The sequence below is a fragment of the Mycobacterium sp. SMC-16 genome (genome assembly GCF_046250085.1).
Classification (GTDB): Bacteria; Actinomycetota; Actinomycetes; order Mycobacteriales; family Mycobacteriaceae; genus Mycobacterium; species Mycobacterium phocaicum.
Window position 1 is genome coordinate 4,155,453 of record NZ_CP176427.1, and the last position, 21,943, is coordinate 4,177,395.

At 69.3% G+C, this 21,943-nt stretch carries 19 protein-coding genes; 6 read left to right on the top strand and 13 right to left on the bottom strand.

The features are described 5' to 3' along the window. The first annotated feature begins 26 nt into the window (after nt 1–26). Entirely contained in the window at nt 27–1,352 is a 1,326-nt protein-coding gene (locus tag ACJEIK_RS20100) for an ABC1 kinase family protein (protein ID WP_060999147.1), read from the top strand. A 149-nt stretch (nt 1,353–1,501) separates the two neighbouring features. Here ACJEIK_RS20100 and ACJEIK_RS20105 read toward each other — a convergent pair whose 3' ends face one another. The 3 genes from ACJEIK_RS20105 to ACJEIK_RS20115 all read right to left on the bottom strand — a co-directional run bounded on the left by ACJEIK_RS20105 (nt 1,502) and on the right by ACJEIK_RS20115 (nt 4,461). Further along, nucleotides 1,502–1,765 (bottom strand): WhiB family transcriptional regulator, encoded by a 264-nt coding sequence (locus ACJEIK_RS20105; RefSeq protein ID WP_060999180.1) that lies wholly within the window; start codon nt 1,763–1,765, stop codon nt 1,502–1,504. Between the two features lie 152 nt (nt 1,766–1,917). Further along, nucleotides 1,918–2,178 (bottom strand): hypothetical protein, encoded by a 261-nt coding sequence (locus ACJEIK_RS20110; protein ID WP_060999144.1) that lies wholly within the window; start codon nt 2,176–2,178, stop codon nt 1,918–1,920. Between the two features lie 162 nt (nt 2,179–2,340). Beyond that, the gene (locus tag ACJEIK_RS20115; RefSeq protein ID WP_409431731.1) at nt 2,341–4,461 is read right to left on the bottom strand and encodes an ATP-dependent DNA helicase UvrD2; all 2,121 of its coding nucleotides are present in this window, start codon (nt 4,459–4,461) and stop codon (nt 2,341–2,343) included. Nucleotides 4,462–4,535: 74 nt separating this feature from the next. On the opposite strand from ACJEIK_RS20115, the gene mrx1 reads away from it, so the two are divergent. Beyond that, nucleotides 4,536–4,772: a mycoredoxin Mrx1 gene (mrx1, locus tag ACJEIK_RS20120; RefSeq protein WP_293024214.1), complete on the top strand. Its 237-nt coding sequence runs from the start codon at nt 4,536–4,538 to the stop codon at nt 4,770–4,772. A 48-nt stretch (nt 4,773–4,820) separates the two neighbouring features. Here mrx1 and nudC read toward each other — a convergent pair whose 3' ends face one another. After that, on the bottom strand, nt 4,821–5,747 hold the full coding sequence (gene nudC / locus ACJEIK_RS20125; protein ID WP_293024217.1) for an NAD(+) diphosphatase: 927 nt from the start codon (nt 5,745–5,747) through the stop codon (nt 4,821–4,823). Nucleotides 5,748–5,755: 8 nt separating this feature from the next. Continuing rightward, complete coding sequence (locus tag ACJEIK_RS20130) at nt 5,756–6,835, bottom strand: TrkA family potassium uptake protein (protein ID WP_029105580.1); 1,080 nt, start codon at nt 6,833–6,835, stop codon at nt 5,756–5,758. Nucleotides 6,836–6,895: 60 nt separating this feature from the next. Here ACJEIK_RS20130 and ACJEIK_RS20135 point away from each other — a divergent pair, with 60 nt between their 5' ends. Next, nucleotides 6,896–7,303: a hypothetical protein gene (locus ACJEIK_RS20135; RefSeq protein WP_409430186.1), complete on the top strand. Its 408-nt coding sequence runs from the start codon at nt 6,896–6,898 to the stop codon at nt 7,301–7,303. Here the strand turns inward: ACJEIK_RS20135 and ACJEIK_RS20140 are convergent. Next, nucleotides 7,286–10,546, bottom strand: coding sequence for an ATP-dependent helicase (locus ACJEIK_RS20140; protein WP_409430187.1), 3,261 nt, complete (start codon nt 10,544–10,546; stop codon nt 7,286–7,288). The genes ACJEIK_RS20135 and ACJEIK_RS20140 overlap by 18 nt on opposite strands. Beyond that, complete coding sequence (locus tag ACJEIK_RS20145) at nt 10,537–13,674, bottom strand: ATP-dependent helicase (RefSeq protein ID WP_409430188.1); 3,138 nt, start codon at nt 13,672–13,674, stop codon at nt 10,537–10,539. Before ACJEIK_RS20145 ends, ACJEIK_RS20140 begins: the two co-directional genes overlap by 10 nt. An 89-nt stretch (nt 13,675–13,763) precedes the next feature. Between ACJEIK_RS20145 and ACJEIK_RS20150 the strand changes: the two genes are divergently transcribed. Further along, the gene (locus tag ACJEIK_RS20150) at nt 13,764–14,549 is read left to right on the top strand and encodes an alpha/beta fold hydrolase (RefSeq protein ID WP_409430189.1); all 786 of its coding nucleotides are present in this window, start codon (nt 13,764–13,766) and stop codon (nt 14,547–14,549) included. 2 nt (nt 14,550–14,551) lie between these two features. Next, on the top strand, nt 14,552–14,848 hold the full coding sequence (locus ACJEIK_RS20155) for an MGMT family protein (RefSeq protein WP_409430190.1): 297 nt from the start codon (nt 14,552–14,554) through the stop codon (nt 14,846–14,848). 8 nt (nt 14,849–14,856) lie between these two features. Here ACJEIK_RS20155 and ACJEIK_RS20160 read toward each other — a convergent pair whose 3' ends face one another. The 6 genes from ACJEIK_RS20160 to ACJEIK_RS20185 form a co-directional block, all read right to left on the bottom strand. Further along, nucleotides 14,857–15,816 (bottom strand): isopenicillin N synthase family dioxygenase, encoded by a 960-nt coding sequence (locus tag ACJEIK_RS20160; RefSeq protein ID WP_409430191.1) that lies wholly within the window; start codon nt 15,814–15,816, stop codon nt 14,857–14,859. After that, nucleotides 15,813–16,253 carry a nucleoside deaminase gene (locus ACJEIK_RS20165; RefSeq protein WP_226519129.1) on the bottom strand — a complete coding sequence of 147 codons (441 nt, stop codon included), beginning with the start codon at nt 16,251–16,253 and terminating at the stop codon, nt 15,813–15,815. Before ACJEIK_RS20165 ends, ACJEIK_RS20160 begins: the two co-directional genes overlap by 4 nt. Continuing rightward, on the bottom strand, nt 16,250–17,644 hold the full coding sequence (locus tag ACJEIK_RS20170; RefSeq protein WP_293019007.1) for a cytosine permease: 1,395 nt from the start codon (nt 17,642–17,644) through the stop codon (nt 16,250–16,252). The genes ACJEIK_RS20165 and ACJEIK_RS20170 overlap by 4 nt, the downstream gene beginning before the upstream one ends. Nucleotides 17,645–17,701: 57 nt before the next feature. After that, the gene (locus tag ACJEIK_RS20175) at nt 17,702–18,556 is read right to left on the bottom strand and encodes a TIGR02569 family protein (RefSeq protein ID WP_020102982.1); all 855 of its coding nucleotides are present in this window, start codon (nt 18,554–18,556) and stop codon (nt 17,702–17,704) included. A 36-nt stretch (nt 18,557–18,592) separates the two neighbouring features. Next, nucleotides 18,593–19,798, bottom strand: a complete 1,206-nt coding sequence (gene moeZ / locus ACJEIK_RS20180; protein WP_409430192.1) for an adenylyltransferase/sulfurtransferase MoeZ — start codon at nt 19,796–19,798, stop codon at nt 18,593–18,595. Between the two features lie 170 nt (nt 19,799–19,968). Beyond that, nucleotides 19,969–21,015, bottom strand: coding sequence for a DUF3152 domain-containing protein (locus ACJEIK_RS20185; protein ID WP_029105577.1), 1,047 nt, complete (start codon nt 21,013–21,015; stop codon nt 19,969–19,971). Nucleotides 21,016–21,238: 223 nt separating this feature from the next. Between ACJEIK_RS20185 and ACJEIK_RS20190 the strand changes: the two genes are divergently transcribed. Then, nucleotides 21,239–21,916, top strand: coding sequence for a TetR/AcrR family transcriptional regulator (locus tag ACJEIK_RS20190; RefSeq protein WP_029120246.1), 678 nt, complete (start codon nt 21,239–21,241; stop codon nt 21,914–21,916). Nucleotides 21,917–21,943: the final 27 nt, after the last annotated feature.

Here is a 21,943-nt window from a genome sequence, read left to right on the forward strand (position 1 = left end):
GTCGCTGCCGTGCACTCAGCAACGTCATGGATGATGTGAATGTGGCTGATATCAAACGGGGCAGTGTGGCACGCAACGCGAAGCTCGCCGGTCTGGCCGGCGGCATGGCGGGACGGGCGGCGCTGGGCTTGGGCAAGCGCCTGGCGGGCAAGTCCAAGGACGAGGTGACCGCCGAGCTGATGGACAAGGCTGCCAACCAGCTGTTCACCGTGCTGGGCGAGCTCAAGGGCGGCGCGATGAAGGTCGGCCAGGCCCTGTCGGTGATGGAGGCCGCGATTCCCGAGCAGTACGGGAAGCCGTACCGCGAGGCGCTGACCAAGCTGCAGCGGGAAGCCCCGCCCCTGCCGGCCGCCAAGGTGCACCGCGTGCTCGACGCGCAGCTGGGCACCAAGTGGCGCGACCGCTTCCAGTCCTTCGACGACACCCCGGTCGCGTCGGCCAGCATCGGCCAGGTGCACAAGGCCGTCTGGTCCGACGGTCGCGAGGTCGCGGTCAAAATCCAGTACCCCGGTGCCGACGAGGCGCTGCGTGCCGACCTGAAGACCATCCAGCGTCTGGTCGGCGTCTTCAAGCAGCTGGCGCCCGGCGCCGACGTCCAGGGCGTCGTCGACGAACTGATCGACCGCACCGAGATGGAACTGGACTACCGGCTGGAAGCCGACAACCAGCGGGCGTTCGCCAAGGCCTACGCCGGGCACCCGCACTTCAAGGTGCCGGCGATCGTGGCCAGCGCGCCGAAGGTCGTCATCGCGGAGTGGATGGACGGCATCCCAATGTCGGTAATCATCCGGGAGGGCACCGTCGAACAGCGCGACCTGATGGGTACCCGCCTGTCGGAGCTGACATTTGACGCCCCGGCGCGCCTGGAGATCATGCACGGAGACACCCACCCGGGGAACTTCATGCTGCTGCCTGACGGCCGCATGGGCGTCATCGACTTCGGTGCGGTGGCGCCGCTGCCCGGTGGGCTGCCGACCGCGATCGGCGAGATGATCAGCCTGGCGCGGGACAAGAACTACGAGAAGCTGCTGCCGGTGATGGAGGATGCCGGGTTCATCCAGCCGGGCGAAGAGGTCCCGATCTTCGAGGTCGACAACATGCTGCGGCAGTACGTCGAGCCGATCCAGACCGATGTCTTCCACTACACGCGGCGCTGGATCATGAAAATGGCTGCGGGCCAGCTCGACAACGGCGTGGCGCAGATCAAGATGGCCCGTCAGCTCGACATGCCGCCGAACCTGGTCATCCCGCTACGGGTCATCGCGTCGACCGTCGCGATCTGCTGTCAGCTGGACGCCCACGTCCCCGTGAAAGCCATTGCCACGGAACTGGTTCCGGGCTTCACCCCCTAGTCAAGGGCGATTACGCGGCCGCTCGGCGCCGGCGAGCGGCCGCGTAATGCACGCCAAACACGGTGTGTCGGTGTGCAAACTCCCCCGCAAGCGGGAGGTACCCCCAGGCCGGCTCGCGGTTGGTGCCCCCCCGGGGTTTGCGCGCGGGGTCATGCCGCGACGACGTCCTTGCGCGGACGACCGCGCGGACGCTTGCGTGCGATGACGGCACCCCGTTCGAGGATCTCCCCGCCCCAAACACCCCACGGCTCTTCACGTTCCAGCGCCTCGCTGAGGCACTGGAGCCGGATCGGGCAGTCGGCGCACAGCGCCTTGGCCTGTTCCAGCTGAGTGGGGTTGTCAGCGAACCACATATCGGGGTCGCCAACATGACATGGCACCGCCAGCCTTTGTCGGCAAGTCTGGCTAGTCATGTCCTCATCACCTACTTCCTGGTCGTCTTGCGTCTCATCTGTCTGATGGATCGGTGACCAGGTGGTGGTTTTGAGGTTGTGCCCCAAAAACATTGGCCACGGATCCGGTGGTTTCGGGTCCGTGGCCAGGTTTTGGCTTTTGTAGGCGCTACCTAAGTAGTGCCCCGCTTCACGGACGCGAAGGTCTTGGCGTTGCGCTTGCGCTGCGGGTGGTCGGCGACATGCCCGGCCGTCGCGAGACGTGCCGCCGGCATAGCGGCGGCTGCAGCGGCAGCGGGAATGGCGGGGACGTCAACGATCTGATGCCAACCGGCGCCGACGCGCGATACCGCCTCATAGGCGGCAGCGGTCAACGGCGCACGGGAACCAGAGACAGCGAGGACAGCGCCACGGGACGCATCAAAACTGATCATCGGGGCCACCTCCTCAGCGGTCGACTGCGGATTCGCACGGTGCGAATTCGCGGGATTTCGTTGCGGCTTCGAGGCTAGACGCTACCACCAAAATCAGGCAAGCGATTTTTTGACCAGCAGTTTTGGCGCAATTTGCGTCATGTTTGGCGCAATTTAGTGGGGCTAACGGGACGCGTTCACCAATGCCAGCACATCCGGACCGTATTGCTCCAGCTTGCGCGCACCGATCCCGGGAATGGCCACCAGCGCGGCATTGTCGGCCGGCAGAGCCTCGGCGATCGCGATCAAGGTGTTGTCGGTGAACACCACGTAGGCGGGCACCTTCATCTCCTGCGCGGTACGCAGGCGCCACTCCTTGAGCCGGCCGAGCAGCTCCTCGTCGAGGTTCGACGGGCACGATTCGCAGCGCCGCAACAGGATCGCGGTCGACGACGTCAACGCCGCATTGCAGACGCGGCAGCGCGGCGCCGGACCCCGTTTACGTTGCGGCTGTTGGGGTTCCCGGCGACTCTGCGGTGTCAGCCCGTTGAGGAACCGCGAGGGCTTGCGGCTCTGCCGCCCGCCGGCGGCCCGGGCCAGTGCCCATGAGATGGTCAAATGCACTCTGGCCCTGGTGATTCCGACGTAGAAGAGGCGACGCTCCTCCTCGACCGGCTCGCTGTCCGCGCCGTGTGACAACGCATGCGAGATGGGCAGCGTGCCGTCGACCAGACCGACCAGGAACACCGCATCCCACTCGAGACCCTTGGCCGCGTGCAACGATGCCAGCGTCACACCCCGCACGACCGGTGGGTGCCGCGAATCGGCACGCTGACGCAACTCGACGAGCAGGCCCTGCAGGTCCAAATTGGGACGTACCGCGACTTCCTGCTCGACCAGTTCGACCAAGGCCAACAACGCATCCCAGCGTTCCCGGGCCTTGGTACCCGCCGGCGGCTCGGCCGTCAGCCCCAGCGGTTCGAGCAGATCCCGGACCAGCTGCGGCAGCTCGACACCGGCGACGTCACCCTGGTGTCCCGCGGCGCGCTGCAGCGCCAGCAACGACTGCCGAATCTCCTGGCGGCTGAAAAAGCCCTCACCCCCGCGCACCTGGAACGCCACCCCGGCCGCGGTGAGCGCCTCCTCGTACACCTCGGACTGCGCGTTGATGCGGTACAGCACCGCGATTTCCGAAGGTGCGGTACCGGATTGGATGAGCTTCTTGATGGCGGCGGCGACGGCGTTGGCCTCGGCGACCTCGTCGGGATGTTCCCGGAACACCGGCTTGGGCCCCGGATCGCGCTGACCGATGAGCTGCAACCGGCTGGCGGCCATCCGGCCGGACGCCGCCGAGATCACCTGATTGGCCAGCGACACCACCTGCGGCGTGCTGCGGTAGTCGCGCTCCAGCCGGATCAGTGCCGCATCGGGGAACCGTCGCGAGAAGTCGAGGAGGTACTGCGGGGTGGCACCGGTGAACGAGTAGATGGTCTGGTTGGCATCACCGACCACCGTCAGGTCGTCCCGCTCCCCCACCCAGGCATTGAGCACCCGCTGCTGCAGCGGGGTGACGTCCTGGTACTCGTCGACGACGAAGCAGCGGTAACGATCGCGGAATTCGCCGGCGACGGCGGCGTCGTTCTCGATGGCGGCGGCGGTGTGCAACAGCAGATCGTCGAAGTCCAGCAGCGCCGAACCGTCACGACGGGCCTTGAGACCCTCGTACCCGGCGTACACCGCGGCGACCTTGGCGGCGTCGAACGGAATGTCGCGCTCGATCTTGGCGACCTGCTCCGGATACAGCTCGGGACTGATCAGGGACGACTTGGCCCACTCGATCTCGCCGGCAAGGTCACGCACGTCGTCGGTGCTGGCCTGGATGCCCGCGCGGTTGGCTGCCTGCGCGACCACCGCGAACTTGCTGTCGAGCAGCTCCCAGCCGGTGTCGCCGACCACCCGCGGCCAGAAGTACCGCAGCTGCCGCAGCGCCGCGGCGTGGAATGTCATGGCCTGGACGGCCCCCGTGCCGGCAGCGCCGTCGATCTCCTGTTCCAGGCTGCGCAGGCGGCCGCGCATCTCGCCCGCGGCGCGCTGGGTGAACGTCACGGCCAGCACCTGACCCGGCGAGACATGTCCGGCGGCGACGAGGTACGCGATGCGGCGGGTGATGGTGCGGGTCTTGCCCGTGCCGGCGCCGGCCAGCACGCACACCGGGCCACGGGGCGCGAGGACGGCCTCGCGCTGTTCCTCGTCGAGGTCCTCGAGGAGCGTGGACGGCGGGGCCTCGGCTGGCATGGTCCCCATCATGACAGCCGGGTGTGACACACGAGGCACCGCCGGGCGGCATGACGCGGCCATCGGATACGTTGAGTCGCGTTATGAGTGCACTCATCATGTACAGCACGACCTGGTGCGGCTACTGCAAGCGGCTCAAGACCGCGCTGAAGGCCGAAGGCATCTCCTACACCGAGATCGACATCGAGCAGGACCCGGCCGCCGCCGAGTTCGTCGGTTCGGTCAACAACGGCAACCACGTGGTTCCGACGGTGAAGTTCCCCGACGGCTCCACGCTGACCAACCCCAGCATAAAGGACGTCAAGGCCAAGCTGGCTTAGCGATTTGTGCACGATTTTCCGCGCTGAGCGCGGATTTTCGTGCACAAATCACTGGGCCGCCCAGGATTCGATGATCTCCCGGGCGATCGAGATGGAGCCGGGCAGCAGCAGGCGGGTATCGGCAGTGCTGTTCCAGTCGCCGTGCTCGAGGGCCTCGCGCACCTCGGCGCGGGTGAACCAGTCCGCCTCGGCGATCTCGCCGTCGTTGAACGAGAACGGCTGCTCCGGATCGCCGATGGCGTGGAACCCGACCATCAGCGAGCGCGGGAACGGCCAGGGCTGACTGCCCAGGTACTTGACGTCGGTGACGGTCAGCCCGATCTCCTCGGAGATCTCGCGGACCACGCAGGACTCGAACGACTCGCCGGCTTCGACGAACCCGGCCAGCAGTGAGAACAACCGCTCGGGCCAGTTCGTCTGCCGGGCCAGCACCGCGCGGTCGTGGCCGTCGTGCACCAGGCAGATGATCGCCGGATCGATGCGCGGGAATTCCTCGTGGCCGCCGATGCTGTTGACCCGTGCCCAGCCGCCCTTGACCGGCTTGGTCGGCGCGCCGTCGATGGCGCTGAAGCGGGCGCTGTCATGCCAGTTCAGCAGTGCCGTCGCCGTCGAGACGAGCTGGGCGCTGATGTCGTCGAAGATGGTCCCCGCGCGGCGCAGGTCGAGAACCTCGACGGGCGCGTCCGTCCCGCCGGCGGGGTCCTCCAGTGCGGCGCGCACGCCCCACACGTGCCGGCCGTCGGGCATGCGGCCCAGGAACACCGCGTGCTCGTCGGGCTTGTCCCCGAGCTCCGCCGCCCGACCCAGCACCACCTGGCCGCCAGAGATCAGCACCTGGTTGCGGCGGTCGACGCGCAGCAGCAGCGCGTCCTTCCAACCGGCGATCGCGGCGTCGACGTCGGTGCGCAGCGTGTCGGCCCGGTCGGCACCGACCCGGGACAGCAGCGGGACGTTACGCAGGGTGAAATCGCTCATCGCAGCGGCTACCGTTCGACTTCGGCGTTGCGGATGTAGAGCAGTCGGTCCCCGGCCGCCAGGGCGTCGACCTCAGGGGCGTCGACCCGCAGCAGCCGTCCGTCCCGGACCACCCCGAGCACGATGTCCGTCAGGTGCCGCGGCGAGCCGCCGAGCTCCTTGACCTCGACCTCGCGCTCGGAGATCGCGAAGCCGGCATCCGGGGTGAGCAGGTCCTCGACCATCTCGACGACGCTCGGGGTCTGGGTCGCAATGCCCAGCAGCCGGCCGGCGGTCTCCGAGGACACGACCGTCGAGTCGGCACCGGACTGCCGCAGCAGGTGCTGATTCTCGGCCTCCCGGGCCGAGGCGACGATCTTGGCCTTGGGTGCCACCTCGCGCGCGGTCAGCGTGACCAGGACCGCGGTGGCGTCCTTGTCGGTCGCGACGACGATCGACTTGGCGTGCTGGGCCCCGGCCAGGCGCAGCACCTCCGACTTGGTGGCGTCGCCGACGACGGTGACCAGTCCGGCGGCCCGCGCCCGGTCCAGTGCCGCCGGGTTCTCGTCGACGACGACGATGTCTCCGGGTGCGACCTCGTCACCGACCATGGCCTGAACCGCGGTGCGGCCCTTGGTTCCATATCCGACGACGATGGTGTGGTTGCGCACGGTGCTCCTCCATCGCTGAATCTTCAAGGCTTGGCGAGACTGCGTGGTCAGCGTCTCGACGGTCGTACCGATGAGCACGATCAGGAACGCGATGCGCATCGGGGTGATCACCAGGACGTTCACCAGGCGCGCGCTCGGGGTGAGCGGCGTGATGTCGCCATAGCCGGTGGTCGACAGCGACACCGTCGCGTAGTAGATGCAGTCCAGGAGCGACATCTCGTTCTCCTGGGCGTCGCGGTAGCCGTCCCGGTCGAGGTACACGACGAGCACCGCGGCGGCGAGCACCAGCAGCGCGTAGATGACACGGCGCACGATCCGGCGGATGGGACTGACGAACGCTTCCGGAATCTGCAGCACATCAACCAGATCCGCGTTCTGGCGGCTCGTGAGGTTCTGTTCCATCGCGGCCATGCGCCGCGACAACCTAACGCGAGCCATCAAGAGCCAATATCTGGCACAGGCTCACCACGGGACGGCTCAGCACAGCACTATGTAACCATGACCGCTCCCAGCAGCACTGCCAACACCACCCCGAGCCAGGCGCCCGCGTACCGAATGGGCGCGCTGCTCGTCGGGATGGGCGCCCTGCATTTCGTCGCGCCCAAGCCTTTCGACGGCATCGTCCCGGAGGAACTGCCCGGCACGGCGCGGTTCTACACCTACGCGTCGGGCGTCGCCGAAGTCGCCACCGGCGCCGCGCTGCTGCTGCCACGTACCCGGAAACTGGGCGCGCTGGCTGCTGTCGCGCTGTTCGTCAGCGTGTTCCCGGCGAACGTCAACATGGTCCGCCTGTGGTGGTCCAAGGGTTGGCCCGCCCGCATCGCGGCACTGGCCCGGCTGCCGCTGCAGGTGCCGATGGTGACCCAGGCGCTCAAGGTGTACCGCAACTCACCCGAGGTGAACTAGCGCCGCCAGCTCGTCGGCGCCGGGCAGGTCGGTGGGAGCCACCGTCTGCCCCGCGCGCACGTAATGGAAGACCGCCCGCACCGAATCCACGGGCACACCCTGGATGGACGACCACGCCAGGCGGTACACCGCCAGCTGAATCGCCTTGTTGCGCATGGCCTCCGGGGTCGACGGCGGATCGCCCGTCTTCCAGTCCAGGACGGTGTAGCCACCGTCGGCGTCGGAGAACACCGCGTCGATCCGGCCGCGGATCACCCGGTCGCCGATCACCATGTCGAACGGCACCTCGATGTCGGTCGGGGTGCGGGACGCCCACTCGGACAGCGCGAACGCGGCCTGCAGATCCGCCAGTTCCTCAGCGACGGCCTGCCCCAGCTCGGCGTCGACCGCACCGGGCAGGTCGTCGAGGTCGAACAGCCGCTCGGCGGAGAAGTACCGTTGCACCCAGTCGTGAAACGCGGTGCCCAGCAGCGCCTGCGGGTCCGGCCGGGCAGGCAGCCGCCGCTGCAGCCGTTGCAGTGCGCCGGACCGGTCGGTGCCCAGATCCACCAGCGTGCTCACCGACAACTGCGGCGGCAGGTCGAGCGGACCGCGCTCGTGGGCGCGCGCACGCTCGGCCAGCAGGGCGTCCACGTCGGCGGACCACCCGTGCGGATCGTCGACGGTTTCGTCGGTGCGGGCGGTGAGTGCCTGGGCCACCAGCGCCGCACCCCGGTCGACGTCACCGCGACGGGAACCGGCCGGGTCGACGGGCCATGAGCATTCGACGACGTTGTCCCGCAACGGGTTGACGGCATTCTCGGCGGGTGCGGGCGCCCACTGTTCGATCTCGCCGCAGGGGTCGCCCTCCTGCGCTGCCCGGTCGATGATGTCGCGTATCTCGATGAGGAAGTCGGACGGTCCGGCCGGTTTCCCGGCCGTCGTCCCCCAGTGGTACCCGGACAGCAGCAGGGTGTCCTCGGCGCGGGTGAGGGCCACGTAGAGCAGGCGGCGTTCCTCATCGGTGCGCCGCTGCGCAAGCAGGTCCTTGTGCGCGGCGATCTTGTCCGCCAACATCTTCCGGTCGTAGACGTCGGAGGTGTCGAGTACGGGCACCCCGTGTTCGGACAGCTCGGCGCGGTCGCCGCGCAGCAACGGCGGCAGGTCCCCCGCATCGGTCAGCCAGGTGCGCTGCGACGCGGTGGACGGGAACACCCGGGCCACCAGGTGCGGAACCGCGACGATCTGCCATTCCAGTCCCTTGGCCGCGTGCACCGTCAGGATCTGTACCCGGTCCGAAGCCACCGTCACCTGCGCCGGCGCCAGCCCGTTCTCCACCTCAGCGGCCGCCGTCAGATACGCCAGCAGTCCGGCGATGGGCGCGAACATCTCGGCGTCGCCGGCCGGCCGCGCAGCGTATCCCGCGACCACATCGGCGAAGGCATCGAGATGCTCGGTGCCGCGCCAACCCTCGGAAACGCCACTGGCCGCCCGGGTTTCGGCGTCGATCCCCAGGACCCGCCGGACCTCGGCGACCAGATCCGGGAGCGGCTGATGCAGGTGTGCGCGCAGCTGGCTCAATTCGGCAGCCAGCGCCAGCAGCCGACGATGTCCCTCGGGTGAATAGCGGTCGGCCGGACCGGGATCGCTGATCGCGTCCGCCAGGCAGGCGTGGTCGGCGTCGGGGGCGACCTGTGCGACGGCCTGCTCGGCGGCCGACCCGGACGTCCGCGCGGCGTCGGGCACGTCGAGTTCGGCGGCGCGGCGCCAGAGTGCGGCCAGATCCGCGGCGCCGAACCGCCATCGCGGGCTGGTGAGCACCCGCATCGCGGCGACGCCGGCGGTCGGCTCGGCCACGAGGCGCAGCATCGCGACCACGTCGGCGACCTCGGGAATAGCCAGCAGCCCGGCCAGACCGACCACCTCGACCGGCACGCCGCGGGCGGTCAGCGCCTCGGCGATCGGCGCGGCGTCGGCGTTGCGGCGCACCAGGACCGCGGCCGTCGGCACCGGCTCACCCGCCGCCACGGCACCGTGGTACCGGCGGGCCAGGTGGTCGGCCACCCAATCACGTTCGGCGACAACATCATCCAGCAAGGCGCACTGGATGGTTCCCGGCTCGGCGCCCGGCCGCGGCAGCAGTTCGCGCACGCTGACGCTGCGGCGCCGGGCCTCCGCGGAGACCTCGTTGGCCAGCCTGAGCGCGCGCGGCGAGTTGCGCCAACTGGTCCGCAGTTCCAGGGTCGGCGCCGGTGACCCGTCCGACAGGCGGAAGTCGGTGGTGAACCGGGGCAGGTTCGTGGCCGACGCACCGCGCCAGCCGTAGATCGACTGGATGGGGTCACCCACCGCTGTCAGTGCCAGGGCGTCGTCGACGCCACCGCCGAACAACGACGAGAGCGCGACCCGCTGGGCGTGTCCGGTGTCCTGGTACTCGTCGAGCAGGACCACGCGGTACCGCTCCCGCAGTTGCGCACCGACCTGTGGAAACTGCTCGGCCAGACGGGCCGCGGCGGACATCTGGGTGCCGAAGTCCATCACCTGTGCGTCCCGCATCCGCTGGTGCACCGCATCGATCAGCGGCACCAGTTCGGCCCGCTCGGTCTGGGTGGCCAGCAGATTCAGCAGCCACTGGGTTGGTCCACCGCGCTGGCCGGGCCCCGCGGGAAGAGTGTGGATGAGCCGTTCGAGCTCGTGATGGGTGTCGCGCACGGCGTCGGTGTCGACGAGATGCTCGGACAGTTGGCCCGCCAGACGCAGCACCATCTGGGTGACGGCGGCCGGCGACTTGTCGGTGTCCAGGCGGCCCGGGAAGTCGGACACCACGCGAAAAGCCAACTGCCACATCTCGGTTTCGGTGACCAGCCGGGTGGCCGGCTCGATGGGCAGCAGCAGCCCGTACTCGCGGAGCAGCGTACCGGCGAAGGCGTGATAGGTGCTGACGGTGGCGTGTTCGTCGGCCAGCGAGACGCCGGGCAGCAGACCCGAACCGGCGAGGCGGGCCAGCCGGGTGCGTACGCGGCGCAGCAGTTGTCCGGCGGCTTTTCGGGTGAACGTCAGTCCCAGCACCTGCGACGGCGTGGCATAGCCGTTGGCCACCAACCACACCACGCGCGCGGCCATGGTCTCGGTCTTCCCGGCACCGGCGCCGGCGATCACCACCAGTGGTCCCGGCGGCGCGGCGATGACCGCCGCCTGCTCGTCGGTCGGGGTGAACAGCCCGAGTGCCTCGGCAAGGTCGGCGGGGCTGTACGTCACGGGCATGCCCCCTTCGTACCCTGCGCCGGGCACATGGCCCGCACCGGGCATGTCGCACACCCGGCGCCGGCGCGCGCGACGAAGTGCGGACCGGCCGTCGCGGCGGCGGCTTCGGTGACCCGCTGCCGCCACTGCGCCTGCGCCGTCTCCCCCATCGGATCCTGCTCGCGTTCGGTGGCGCCGGTCTTGGCAGGCTTGGCCGGATACACCAGCCGGCCGCCGCCAGGCTGATCACCATGCGGCACAACGCCTTCAGCGATGGCCAGCTGATACAGCGCGAGCTGGGCGTGCTGCTGGGCGTCGGCCTTGGTGGCGGGGCTCTTGCCGGTCTTGACGTCCACCACGACCAGGCGGCCCTCGCGGTCACGTTCCAGCCGGTCGATGCGTCCTTTCACCTGCACCTGCGGGCCGTCCGGCGAATCGACGATGGTGCCGGCGACCTCGAGCTCGGTACCGACCTCGGTGAGCTCGCCGCGGCTCTCCTGCCGCCAAGTCGTGAACGTCGCCAGCATGGCGCGGTACCGCTCCAGCTCGTTGTCGGCATACCAATTCGAATCGAAAGGCAGCTGCTGCCAGACTTTTTCGAGTTCACCCCGCAGCTGGGCCTCGCTAGAACCGGAATCGGCGACCAGCGCGTGCACCAGTGAGCCCAGCGCCGACCGCAGGTCCCGGCCGTCGCTGCCGCCGTGGCGCTCCAGCATCCACCGCAGCGGGCAGTCGGTCAGCGTCTGCACGGTCGACGGCGACACCGTGACGACGTGGTCATCCCCCGACCACAGCGGCTCGGCGGTGGACAGCTCCGTGCTGGCGTACCAGTGCGCCGGGTCGGCACCCGGCACACCGGCTGCGGCCAGCCGCGCCAATTGAGCTGCCGCACAAAGCCGATCGGTCTCCTCGACCGCGCCATCGGGCGCGCACACCACCGACCGCAACCGGCCGACCAGGGCCGCCGGGGACAACACCGCGGGCGCGTGGACCGGCGGTTCGTCCGAGCCGGGGTCGGTGCCGCCGGCCAGGGCCGCCAGCTCCTCGAAGAAGGTCGACGGCAGCAGCGCCTCGTCGCCGTTGTCGCTGTCGACGGCCGTCACCAGCACCCGGTTGCGGGCCCGTCCCAATGCGGCGACCAGCAGCCGTCGTTCCTCGGCCAGCAGCGGCGCGGTGGCCGACATACCGCGAACGTCGCCCACCCCGTCGACGATGTCGAGCAACTGCTGGGTTCCGAGCACGCCCCCGCGCGGAGCGGTGTTGGGCCACAATCCTTCCTGCAGGCCCGCGATGACCACGAACTCCCATTCCCGGCCCAGCGCGGCATGTGCACTGAGCACCGCCACCTCGTCGGCCTCGGCGCGTTCGGGGGCCGACCCCGACCAGGACAGGGCACGGACGTGGTCGATCAGGCCGGCGAGCGACGCGGCCGCGGTGCGGGCCACGTACTGATCGGCGGTGTCGAACAGCGCGGTGACGGCATCCAGATCGGCATTGGCCGCCAACCCGACCGCACCCGGGCGCCCGGCCGCGGCCTGCCACCGGCGGGACAACCCACTGGCGTGCCAGGCCTGCCACAGGACGAACCGCGGATCCTGGCCGGCCATTGCCGCCCGGTGCGCCGCGTCGAGGACCGCGCGGACGCGGCGCACCGGGCGGGCCAGCTGGTCGGAAAGCTGATCCTTGCCGTCAGTGCCCAGCGCCTCGACGAGCAGCTCACCGAACTCGCGGCCACTGTCGTCGGCCCGGCGCAGGGCGCGCCGCAACTGGCGCAGCGAGACCGGGTCGACCCGGCCGATGGGACCGGTCAGCAGGGCCAGGGCCCGGTCGCCGGTCAGCTGGTCGGCGACGCAATCGAGCACCGTGAGCAGCGCGCCCACCGCCGGATGCTGGGCCGGCGGCGCGATGCCGGCCTGCTGCTGCACCGGAACCCCAGCCGCCGTCAGGGCCCGGGCCAGCGCCGTCCCGGCCCGCGGCACCGATCGCACGATGACGGCCATCTGCGACCACGGCACGCCGTCGACCAGGTGTGCGCGGCGCAATGCGTCGGCGATGAGGGCGGACTCGGCGTGCGGCGACCCCGCGACACGCACCGCCAGCGAGCCGAGCTCGTCGGTCGCCGCCGGTGTCAGTGCCCGGGACGCGTCGACGCCGGGCAGCCGCCGCGCGACGGTCGCGACCGCGCCTGCCACGGCGGGCGCGCACCGGTAGGACTCGGTCAGCACCACCTGCGGCTGGTCCTCGGGGGCGTACAGCAGCGTCGGCTCGGCGCCGCGGTAGCCGAACACCGTCTGGCTCGGGTCACCGGCGATGACCGTCAGCTGCGCACCCGCGGCCAGCACCCGCACGAGCAGCGCGGCCTGCGGGTCCAGGTGCTGCGCATCGTCGACGAGCAGCAGCTTGATGCGGGCGCGTTCGGCGTCCAGCAGTGCGGGGTCGACGGCGAAGGCCTCGAGCGCGGCGCCGACCAGCTCGGCCGCACCCAGCGCCGGCACGGTCGCCTGCGGGGCCGCCATGCCGACGGCGCTGCGCAGCAGCATCACCTGCTCGTAGACCTGCGCGAACCGGGCCGCGGCGACCCACTCCGGGCGGCCGGCCTTGCGGCCGATCCGGCGCAGATCCGCGGGATCGACGCCGCGTTCGGTGCAGCGCGCCAACAGGTCCCGCAGCTCGGTGGCGAACCCGGCGGTGCCCAACGCCGGCCGCAGGTGCAGCGGCCAGTCGACACTCGCGTCGTCGCCGTCCTCGAGGTCACCGGCCAGCAGCTCGCGAATGATGCCGTCCTGCTCGGCGCTGGTGATCAGCCGCGGCGGCGGGTCACCGGCCCGCTGCGCGGCCTGGCGCAGCACGGCGAACGCGTAGGAGTGCAGGGTACGGACCAGCGGCTCGCGGGTGACCTGGCCGGTGTCGCCGAGCAGCGCCGAGGTGATGGCACCCCGAACCCGGCTGCCCAGCCGTGCCGAGCCCGTGAGCAGGAGCACCGACTCCGGATCGGTCCCGGCCGCGATATGCGTTGCCGCCGTGCGGATCAGCAGCTCGGTCTTCCCGGTTCCGGGGCCGCCCAGCACCCGCACGAAACCACGCTGCCCGGGCTCGGTCAGGGCATTAACCGAGCCGGGCGCGGTGAGTGCGGAGTGCGGGGCGGCCATGGCAGGAATGCAACCACGGGGGTACGACAAGTCCGGCCGACTGGGCGAGCGCAGCGACGGGACGGCGTACGTCTGGCAGCATCAACGGGGTGAGCTTGCAGGTGTACCGCTACGGACCGGCGCGGCCGGCACAGATCCTGGCCCTGCACGGCCTGACCGGCCACGGAAAGCGCTGGCAGACACTGGCGGACGAGTATCTGCCCGAATATGCCGTGCTGGCCCCGGACCTCTTGGGACATGGTCATTCGTCATGGGCGGCGCCGTGGAACATCGACGAGAACGTCGCGGCCCTGGCCGCCCTGCTCCACGACGAGGCCGACGGGCCGGTGGTCGTGGTGGCGCATTCGTTCGGCGGCGCGATAGCGCTCAATCTCGCTGCCGCCCAACCGAATCTCGTATCGGGCCTGGTGCTGCTGGACCCGGCGACCGGGTTGGACGGCAGCTGGATGAGCGAGATCGCCGACGCCATGCTCGGCTCCCCCGACTACCCGGACCGGCACGAGGCCCATGCCGAGAAGGTCAACGGCTCGTGGGGCGAGGTCTCGGCGAAGTACCCCGGCGAACTCGAGCGCGATCTGGACGAGCACCTGGTCGCACTGCCGGGCGGGCGCGTCGGGTGGCGCATCAGCCTGCCCGCCATGATGTCGTACTGGAGTGAGCTGGCCCGCCCGATCGTGTTGCCGCAGCAGGGCACACCGACGACGCTGGTCCTGGCGAAGCGGACCCACCCGGCCTACGTCACCGGCGAGCTGGTGTCCGGCTTACAGGCGCGCCTGGGCGCCGACTTCGTGCTGACCGAATTCGACTGCGACCACATGGTGCCGCATGCCATGCCCGCCGAAACCGCCGACGTGATCCGGCGTCACCTGGTCTGATCATGGCCGCTGTCACCGACGAACAGGTGGAGAAGGTCCGGGACCTCGTCGCCTCGATTCCGCCCGGCCGGGTGTCGACCTACGGCGACATCGCCGATGCCGCAGGGCTTTCCAGCCCGCGGATCGTCGGCTGGATCATGCGGACGGACTCCTCGGACCTGCCCTGGCACCGGGTGATCGGCGCTTCGGGCCGGCCCGCGCCGCATCTGGCGACGCGGCAGCTGGAAAGGCTTCGCGCCGAAGGGGTTCTGGCGGACGACGGCCGGGTCCGGTTGCGGGAGTGCCGGCACGAGTTCTGACGTCGTGTTCAACCCACGGTGATGGCGTCCAGCCGCTCCTTGATGAACTCCGCGGAGATCACCGGCGCCAGCCCGGACACCGCCCCGATGGGCGGCTGCAACGGGGTGATCAGCGCATCATGGTTGGCCTCGTAGAAGTAGATCAGCGACACCAGGTCCTCTTCCGGTGCGTGCGGTTGCGGCGGCAGCACGCGATGCCGGCCGGACGGCCAGCGTCGTCCGCTCCAATACTCCAGCAGGTCACCGATGTTCACCGTCAGCGCGCCGGGTTGCCACGGCGCGTCCTGCCAGCCCTCGGCGTCGGAATACACCTGCAGCCCGCCGGCGCCCGGCTCGCGGTCGAGCACGGTGACGGTGCCGAAATCGGTGTGCGGCCCGATGCGGAACTGACCAGGCTCGGGTTCACCGACCACGCTCACCGGTGGGTAGTGGTTGATGTTCATCGTCCAGGTCGGCCGATCCGCCAGCGCGGCAAAAGGATTCGCCGGCAACCCGAGCGCATGCGCGAACAGGGCCAGCAGATCATCGGACAGCCTGCGCATCTGGGCGGTGTAGTCATCCACCAGCGTCTGTAATGCGGGCACCTCGGCGGGCCAGACGTTGGGGGCGAACCAGATTCGGTCCACCTCCGGATCCCCGGTCGCGGTTTCCGCGCCGAGACTGAAACTCTCCTTGAGGTCGGGGGGCGTCTCAGTGCCCTCGGCGTAACCGTTGGCCTCGGCGCCCGGGCCGATCCAGCCGTGCCCGCCGACCGGCACCGAATACCGCCGCTTCACCTCGTCGGGCAACGCGAAGAACTCCCGACTGGCAGACCGGACCGCAGCCGCCAGACCTTGGTCCACCCCGTGGCCGGTGACGACGATGAAACCGGCGCGCTGCAGACCCTCATCGACTTCGGCAGCCAGTGCATCGGCCTCGGCTCCGCCGGCATACCAGCGGGAGATGTCCACCGTCGCAATGGCACTCATTCGCCGATGTCCTCCGCCCACAATTCGGGCCGGGCGCCGATGAACTCCGTCATCATCGCCACGCACCGCTCGTCGTCCAGAACCGTAACCGCCACACCGTGTTCGGCCAGCCAGTCATGCCCACCGTGGAACGTGCGGGCCTCCCCGATCACCACCGCGCCGATGCCGAACTGCCGCACCAGGCCGCTGCAATACCAGCACGGCGAGAGCGTCGTCACCATGATGGTCGAGCCGTAGCCGCGCTGACGTCCGGCCGCACGGAACGCGTCGGTCTCGGCGTGCACCGAGGGGTCACCGTCCTGCACCCGACGGTTGTGACCGGCGCCCAGGAGTTCACCATCGGCCCGGAACAGCGCCGCACCGATCGGAATACCGCCTTCGGCCAATCCATTTCGCGCTTCGGCGACCGCGACGTCGAGCATCTGCTCAGGGGTCATGCGGCGGCACATTCCGCGGCGATCTTCTTTCGACACAGCACCAGGTACGCGGCACCGGCGATCACGAAGCCGACGAAGAAGGTGATGTCACCGAGCTTCGGCACCACCCGGGCGACGAAGCCGACGAACTTCTCCTGGTTGGAGAACAACAGCACCGAGAGGCTCAGTCCCAGTGCGAACGACAGCAGCCCCGGCCAGTTCGAGTACGAGCGGTCGTAGAGATACCCGGCTATCTGTTGCCCGCGGCGCAGGTACTGATCGGCGAAGACCACACCCAGCCAGGGTCCGATCCAGTAGGCGATCACCAGCAGGAACGCTTCATAGCTGTGCGCGGCATCGGGCAACGCCCACCACGCGATCAGGAAACCCGCCACGCCGAAGAAGACGGTCACCAGCGCCCGCGCGATGTGTGGCGGCAACGTGATCCCAGTGGTCACGAAAGCCATTGCCCCAGAATAGATGTTGAGCGCGTTGGCAGCGATCGCACCGACCGCGATGGCCAACAGCGTCGCCTTGGCCAGCCACGGCGTCAGCTCGGCGGTGAACGACGCCGTCGGGTTGCCCAGGCTCGCCGCGCCGAACGTCGTCGACGCCGCCCCGACGATCTCCAGGACCACACACGAGACGAACAAACCGGTGGAGGCGAAGAAGCCCGTCGCGAAAGGGGACACCGCCGAGGGCAGATAGCGGGTGTAGTCCGCGGCGTACGGGGTCCAGCCGGCCGCGTATCCGAACGCGGTGCCGACGGTGAGCAGGAAGCCCCCGAGCCCGCCGAACCCACCCGACGGCGCCGGGGCACCCAGATCCGCGTGCGCGAAAATTCCCACCGCTGCCGCGCCGAAAACGATGGCGAGAGCCGGGAACGACCACCGCTCGAACGCCTGCACCAGATTGTGGCCGAAGAACGCGAACGCGGTCTGCAGCACCACGATGATGATCAGGCCGATCAGCGGTCCGAAGCCGAACAGGGTGGACAACGCGAACGCACCGCTGACACTGTTGGTGGCGAACCAGCCGACCCCCGCGGTGATCGACATCAGTGTCGCGGGCAGCGCATTACCCTTGAACCCGAACGCCATTCGTCCCAGTACCATCTGCGGCACGCCGTGCAGCGGTCCGCGCGCGGACAGGAAATAGTGGGCGATGGCACCCAGCCCGGTACCGATGATGATCCCGGCGACCGCCTGCCAGAAGGTCATACCGAACGCGAGGACGGCCAGCATGCCGACGAACACCGTCGCGAATTCCATGTTGGGCGACGTCCACGTCCAGAACAGCTGACTCGGCTTGCCGTGCCGGTCCGCCTCCGCGATGAACTCGTTGCCACCGGGTTCGACCGCAGCGATCCGGTCCTTGTAGGTTCCGTCGGTGGTGGGTTCGACAGCCGTCATGCGAGGTAACTTTCCCACCGAACGGCGCATGCTGCCATTCGAAAGCCGGCGCGGCGGCTACAGCACCAGACGGACCAGGGCTGCGGTACGGGCCAAACCCGGGAAGGCCGCCGCCGTCGACCGCGGATGCAGCGCATGCACCGCGAGCCGGAAGATCAAGGCGCGCAACAACATCTGCGGCCATTCCGGCAGCGACGCCCAACGCTCGATGAGACCGTCGTCGGCCTCGCCCCACGACAGCGCGTCGACGACTACCACACCCGCGGCCCACGACGCCGGGCGCCAGTACGGCGTGATGTCGGTGATGCCGGGCGCGGCAGTACCGGCGAACAGCACGGTGCCGTAGAGGTCGCCGTGCACCAGCTGGCTCGGGTTGCGGGTCGGCTTGCGCAGGGACGCAAGCTGATTGATCAGTTCGACCGAACGGCGGCCGTCGGTGGTGCCCGGCGCCACCCGCGAACCGGGCGGCAACGACTGCAGTGGGCGGTCTTCCCAGGCGGCACGGTCGGCGGCGATGAACACGTCGACGTCGCTCCACGGCACCGCGGGCGGCTGCGTCAGGAAGCGCGGACGCTCGAGCTTGGCCGTCGCCTCGTGCAGGCGTACCGCCGCCGAGACGATCTCGTCGTGTCGCGGCTCCGGGGTCCCGGTGACGAACGTGTCGGCACGCCAGCCGGCGACGACGTAGCGGCCATCGGTGGCGCGCACCGGACGGGCCAGCCGGACGCCGTCCACGAACAGCGTCTCGCGCACCTTGGCCGACCAGGAAGCCCGCGCGTTGTCGGCGACCATGGACAGCACGACCTCGCCACAGCGCCAGCCGCCCTCCCAGCTCGAGCCGAGCGGCACCGGCCGGAGACCGGTCAGGCCGAACGCCGTGAGCACATGTTCGGGGGGACGGTCGACGGTCACCCGATCAGACTAAGGTGTGCCCGCCTCTACCTGACGTCAGTACATCACCATGTCGGGCTCGAGTTGCCGCGCCCAGGCCACGATGCCGCCCTGCAGGTGCAGCGCGTCGGCGAATCCGGCCTGTTTGAGCGCGAGCAGGGCCTCGGCCGAGCGGATCCCGGTCTTGCAGTACAGCACCGCGATTCGGTCCTGCGGCACACGGGCCAGCCCGGCCCCGGAGTCGAGCGTCGACTTGGGGATCAGTTCGGCACCCTCGATGTGGTTGATGGCCCATTCCGCGGGTTCGCGCACGTCGATGAGCGCGACGAGCTTGCCGGCGTCGATCATGTCCCGCAACTCCAGCGGGGTCACCGTCGAATCGGCTGCCGCCTCGGCCGCCGCATCGGAGACCACGCCGCAGAACTCGTCGTAGTCGATGAGTTCGGTGATCTTCGGCGTCGCCGGGTCCTTGCGAATCGCGATGGTGCGGTAGGTCATGTCGAGGGCGTCGTAGATCATCAAGCGGCCCAGCAGCGGTGTGCCGATGCCGGTGATGACCTTGATGGCCTCGGTGCCCATCACCGAGGCGACCGAGGCACAGAGAATTCCCAGCACGCCGCCCTCGGCGCATGACGGCACCGTGCCCGGGGCCGGCGGCTCCGGGTAGAGGTCGCGGTAGTTCAGTCCGCGCCCGTCGGGGGCGTCCTCCCAGAACACCGATACCTGGCCGGAGAACCGGTAGATCGAGCCCCAGACATACGGCTTGTGCGCGAGCACCGCGGCGTCATTGACGAGGTAGCGGGTGGCGAAGTTGTCGGTGCCGTCCAGGATCAGGTCGTACTGCTCGAAAAGCGGCACCGCGTTGTCGGTGTCGAGCCGGAACTCGTGCAGATTGACGGTGACGAGTGGGTTGATCTCCAGGATCGAATCGCGGGCGCTGAGGGCCTTGGACCGGCCGACGTCGGACTGGCCGTGGATGATCTGGCGCTGCAGGTTGGATTCGTCGACCACGTCGAACTCGACGATGCCGATGGTGCCGACGCCGGCCGCCGCGAGGTACAGCAGGGTGGGGGACCCCAGTCCGCCGGCGCCGATGACGAGCACCCGCGCGTTCTTGAGCCGCTGCTGACCGTCGACGCCGAAGTCGGGGATGATCAGGTGGCGGCTGTACCGCGCCACCTCGTCGCGGGTCAGTTCGGCCGCCGGCTGGACCAGCGGCGGCAAGGAGCCGTTTTCCTCCTTGCGTCCGGACGGGGATGCCATGCCCTCAACAGTAATCAGCGACTCCGCATGACATTTCGGGGCCGCTCGGCGGCGACGAGGGTGCGCCACGTGTACGCAGATTGCGGCGTGTCGCCGTGCAGACGCGGCCGCTCGCGGGAGATGGCTAGGGAATCTCGCGGGGAGTGGCTAGGGAATCTCGCGGGGAGTGATCAGGGAATGGGGTACGGCCAGGAGTTGACGTGGCAGGTCTTGCCGTCGGGCTTGACCGACTCCGGGTCGAACTTGGCGTCGTCGTTGTTGTTGGTCGAGAAGGTCTGCTGCATCATGATCGGCGCCAGCCCGCCGTTGTCACCGCAGGGCTCGTGCATCCGGAAGCCGAGGGCGTGCCCGACCTCATGGTTGATCAGGTACTGGCGGTACGAGCCGATGTCGCCCTGGAACGGCACCGCGCCGCGCACCCAGCGCGCCTCGTTGATGAACACGCGGGACTGCGCCTTGCCGCCGTCGGCCGGGAAGTACGCCGGGTTGAAGCACGACGACTCCAGCTGGATGTCGTAGCCGCAGCCCTCGCGCACCGTCATCGGCGAGGTCAGGGACACCCGGAAGTCAGGTGTCTCCGGCGACGACGCGTCGAGCCTGGTGAAGGCGAACTTCCCGTCGTGCGTCCAGCTCTTCGGGTTGGCGAGGGTTTCGGCGACCATCCGGGCAAACGCCTCGTCGCCGCCGAAACTGGTGGTGTCGACGCCGTCCTCCACCTCGACGGTGTAGGTCACCGACTTGGTGGTGCCCTGACCGATCTTGCCGGTGGTGCCCGGCACGATGTGCCAGGCCTTGGCGCCGGCCTCGGTGAACGGCCCGCCGTCCGGGAGGATGCCGGTGGGCAGATTGACGTCGAACTGCGTCAGGCCCTTGGGCGGCGCGCCGACGATCGCGGTGCTCGCCGAGTTGATGGTGGGCTGGCCGACCATCGGCACGTGCGGATGCGCCGGCGTGATCGGTTTCGGACCGGAGATGCCCTGGTAGACCACGATTCCGGTGACGACGGCCAGCGCGGGCAAGGCGTACGCGCGCCACCCGTAGGTGGATACGAAGCGACCCAGCCAGGACTGCTTGCGCCACTGCTGCCGGTCGTCCCGGTTGGACCGCAGCCGTCCGGAGTCCTCGGCCACCGGATCCCGCTGCGCGCGCAAGGGCTCACGCCACTCATTGCGCACCACAGGGACGCGACCGGTGCCTCGGCCCGGGTCGTAGGTCACCGAACCAGGATGGCATAGAGCTGCGCGTACGCCGGTAATGGCACGCCACCGGGTGTTCAAGTGGGACCGGACACAATCGCCGAACCGCTGGTAGCACGCGGATGCCGCGAACTAACGGTAGTAGTGTCGTGGCGATAAACTGCCGGGTCGGTCAACCTGAACAACAAGTTGGGCGGCCATGAACAGCGGGGTCCAGATCGGACAATGCCAGATTGAGGACGTAATGAGCGAGGTTGCCAACACCTCAGACGCCAGAGGCACGCAAGCCGGAACCGACGGCACGCAGGGCGGCCCGACCACGAATCGACGGGGCAACCGCCTGCCTCGGGACGAACGGCGCGGCCAGCTGCTGATCGCGGCGAGCGACGTCTTCGTGGACCGCGGCTACCACGCCGCCGGCATGGATGAGATCGCCGAACGCGCCGGCGTGAGCAAACCCGTCCTGTACCAACACTTTTCGTCGAAGCTGGAGCTGTACCTGGCGGTGCTGCAGCGGCACGTCGACAACCTCCTGCAGGGCGTCCGCGGGGCGCTCAGCGCCACCACCGACAACCGGCTGCGCCTGCGCGCGGCCGTCGAGGCCTTCTTCGACTTCATCGAGCACGACAGCCAGGGCTACCGGCTGATCTTCGAGAACGACTACGTCACCGAGCCGCAGGTGTCGGCCCAGGTGAAGGTCGCGACCGATTCGTGCACCGACGCCGTGTTCGACCTGGTGAGCAGCGATTCCGGGTTGGAGCCCCATCGCGCCCGGATGATCGCCGTCGGCCTCGTCGCGATCAGCGTCGACTGTGCCCGCTACTGGATCAACAACGACCGGCCGATCTCGAAGGACGCAGCCGTCGACGGCACGGTGCAGTTCGCCTGGGGCGGACTGTCACACGTTCCACTCACCCGCTGACGCGGCCCGAACAAGAAAACTGCCCCT